4 protein-coding genes and 1 tRNA gene are annotated in these 2,277 nt (G+C 33.9%); all 5 read left to right on the forward strand.

Annotation, left to right across the window (positions count from 1 at the left end; translation table 11 throughout):
* Positions 1-39: 39 nt before the first annotated feature.
* The 5 genes from HG1285_RS04200 (at position 40) to rplA (ending at position 2,257) form a co-directional block, all read left to right on the forward strand.
* A tRNA-Trp gene (locus HG1285_RS04200) sits at positions 40-113 on the forward strand.
* A gap of 16 nt (positions 114-129) precedes the next feature.
* Positions 130-318, forward strand: a complete 189-nt coding sequence (secE, locus tag HG1285_RS04195) for a preprotein translocase subunit SecE (RefSeq protein WP_032496946.1) — start codon at positions 130-132, stop codon at positions 316-318.
* A 16-nt stretch (positions 319-334) separates the two neighbouring features.
* The gene (nusG, locus tag HG1285_RS04190; RefSeq protein ID WP_008288698.1) at positions 335-1,114 is read left to right on the forward strand and encodes a transcription termination/antitermination protein NusG; all 780 of its coding nucleotides are present in this window, start codon (positions 335-337) and stop codon (positions 1,112-1,114) included.
* 24 nt (positions 1,115-1,138) lie between these two features.
* A complete protein-coding gene (gene rplK / locus HG1285_RS04185) occupies positions 1,139-1,567 on the forward strand; it encodes a 50S ribosomal protein L11 (protein WP_008288699.1) in 429 nt (142 codons plus the stop codon).
* 12 nt (positions 1,568-1,579) lie between these two features.
* Positions 1,580-2,257, forward strand: a complete 678-nt coding sequence (rplA, locus tag HG1285_RS18350) for a 50S ribosomal protein L1 (RefSeq protein WP_008288700.1) — start codon at positions 1,580-1,582, stop codon at positions 2,255-2,257.
* Positions 2,258-2,277: the final 20 nt, after the last annotated feature.

Here is a 2,277-nt window from a genome sequence, read left to right on the forward strand (position 1 = left end):
AGCATACTATACATAGAGAAACCAGATAATTAAATTTTTGGGGCAATAGCTCAATTTGGCAGAGCAGCGGACTCCAAATCCGCAGGTTGGGGGTTCAAGTCCTCCTTGCCCCGTTTAATTGGAGACAAGATGAATGCATCACAGTTGGTAAACTTTTTAAAAGAAGTTAAAGATGAGCTAAAAAAAGTAACGTGGCCTACTTCTGAGCTTGTAAAAAAAGCGACTATTGCAGTTATTGTTTTTACATTATTGGTTTCAGTTTACTTATGGGTATTAGATATTGCATTTAGTAGAATAATTGATTATCTGTTTAGATAATGTTGGGGTATGTATGATGAGTGAAGAAAAAATAAAAAAAGAAAATGAAGCAAAAGAAGAATTAGAAAATGAGAAAAAATGGTATGCACTATATACGCAGTCAAATTTAGAAGTTAGAGCTAAAGAAAATTTATTAAAACAACTTGAATTAAATAATATGAAAGACCTTGTTGATGAGGTCGTTGTTCCAGCAGAAGAAAAAGTTGTAATAAAAGCTTTAGGAAAGGAAAAATATAAACTATCATTAAAAAGCAGTAATAGAGAATTAGAAGTACAAGGAAAAAAAGGAACAACTAAGTTTTTAATAGAAGATGGTAAAGTTAGGGTTTTAGAAAGTGTTGAAGGTGATGAAGCCTGTGTAAATCACAGTCCTATATCCAAACCTGGACAAAAAATACAGTGTAAAGAAAATAAAACAGAAGCAAAAATTGTACTTGAAAATAAGATATTTCCTGGATATTTGCTTATAAAAGCTAAACTTACAGACGAGCTTATTGATTTAATAAAGAAAACCCCTTATATTATCGGATTTGTTAGTGCTGGAGGAGTTCCTGTACCGTTAACTGAAGAGGAAGTTAAAAGGGTTTTAGGTCAGATTCAAAAAGGTGCTCCAAAAGTTAAAAAACTTCTCTTTGCTACAGGTGATAAGGTTAGAGTTATTGAAGGGCCTTTCATGAACTTTACTGGGGTTGTAGAAAAAGTTATTCCAGAAAAGGAAAAATTGATAGTTTCAATATCTATATTTGGAAGATCCACACCGGTTGAACTTGAGTTCTCCCAGGTGGAAAAGATTTAGTAAACTCAAGGAGGTGTATTTTTTATGGCTAAGAAAGAAGTAGGAAAAATTGAGCTGATGATACCAGCTCAACAGGCATCACCATCACCGCCAGTTGGTCCAGCTTTAGGTCAACATGGTGTTAACATTATGGAGTTTGTTAAGGCTTTTAATGCTGCAACTGCAGAAATGAAGCCAGGTACAATTGTACCTGTAATTATTACTGTCTACAATGACAGGTCTTTTACATTTGTCCTTAAAACTCCACCTGCTTCATATCTTTTAAAAGAAGCAGCAGGTATTAAGAAAGGAGCATCTGACCCAAAAAGAGAAAAAGTTGGGAAAATTACAAAGAAGCAGCTTAGAGAAATTGCAGAAATTAAACTTAAAGACATGAATACTGAAGACATTGAGGCTGCAATGGAAATTATTGCTGGTACAGCTAGATCAATGGGAATAGAAGTAGAAGGATAGGAGGATTAAATAATGGCAAAAAGAGGAAAAAAATATTTAAATGCTTTAAAGCTAATAGATAAAGAAAAGGCTTATTCTCTTGCAGATGCTATAAAAAAGGTTAAAGAAGTAGCAGATGTTACTAAAAGGAATTTTGACCAAACTGTAGAAATGATATTTAGACTTGGAGTAGACCCAAAATATGCTGACCAGATGGTTAGAGGCTCTGTAGTCCTTCCACACGGTCTTGGGAAGGAACTTAAAGTTCTTGTTATAACACAGGGTGAAAAAGTTAAAGAAGCAGAAGAAGCTGGAGCTGATTATGTTGGTGGAGAAGAGCTAATCAATAAAATTTTAAATGAAGGATGGACAGATTTTGATGTTGTTATAGCAACTCCTGATATGATGCCAAAAGTGGCTAAATTAGGAAGAATTTTAGGGCCAAGAGGATTAATGCCAAACCCAAAAGTGGGAACTGTTACAACTGATGTAAAAAAAGCAGTATCTGAAGCTAAGAAAGGAAGAGTTGAATTTAAAGTAGACAAAGCAGGGAACTTACATATACCTATTGGTAAAGTGTCTTTTGATGAAAATAAGCTTTATGAAAATGCCCTTGCAGTTTATGATACCGTACTAAAATTAAAACCATCTGGAATTAAAGGACAGTACATGAAAAATCTTGTTGTGAAAGCTACAATGGACCTTCTGTAAAGTAGATTTAATTTCTTTAC

It is taken from the genome of Hydrogenivirga sp. 128-5-R1-1 (assembly GCF_000171895.1).

Bases quoted from the DNA above. Each gene is read 5' to 3' on its own strand.
- secE (WP_032496946.1), top strand. From the start codon at position 130: ATGAATGCATCACAGTTGGTAAACTTTTTAAAAGAAGTTAAAGATGAG.
- nusG (WP_008288698.1), top strand. From the start codon at position 335: ATGAGTGAAGAAAAAATAAAAAAAGAAAATGAAGCAAAAGAAGAATTA.
- rplK (WP_008288699.1), top strand. From the start codon at position 1,139: ATGGCTAAGAAAGAAGTAGGAAAAATTGAGCTGATGATACCAGCTCAA.
- rplA (WP_008288700.1), top strand. From the start codon at position 1,580: ATGGCAAAAAGAGGAAAAAAATATTTAAATGCTTTAAAGCTAATAGAT.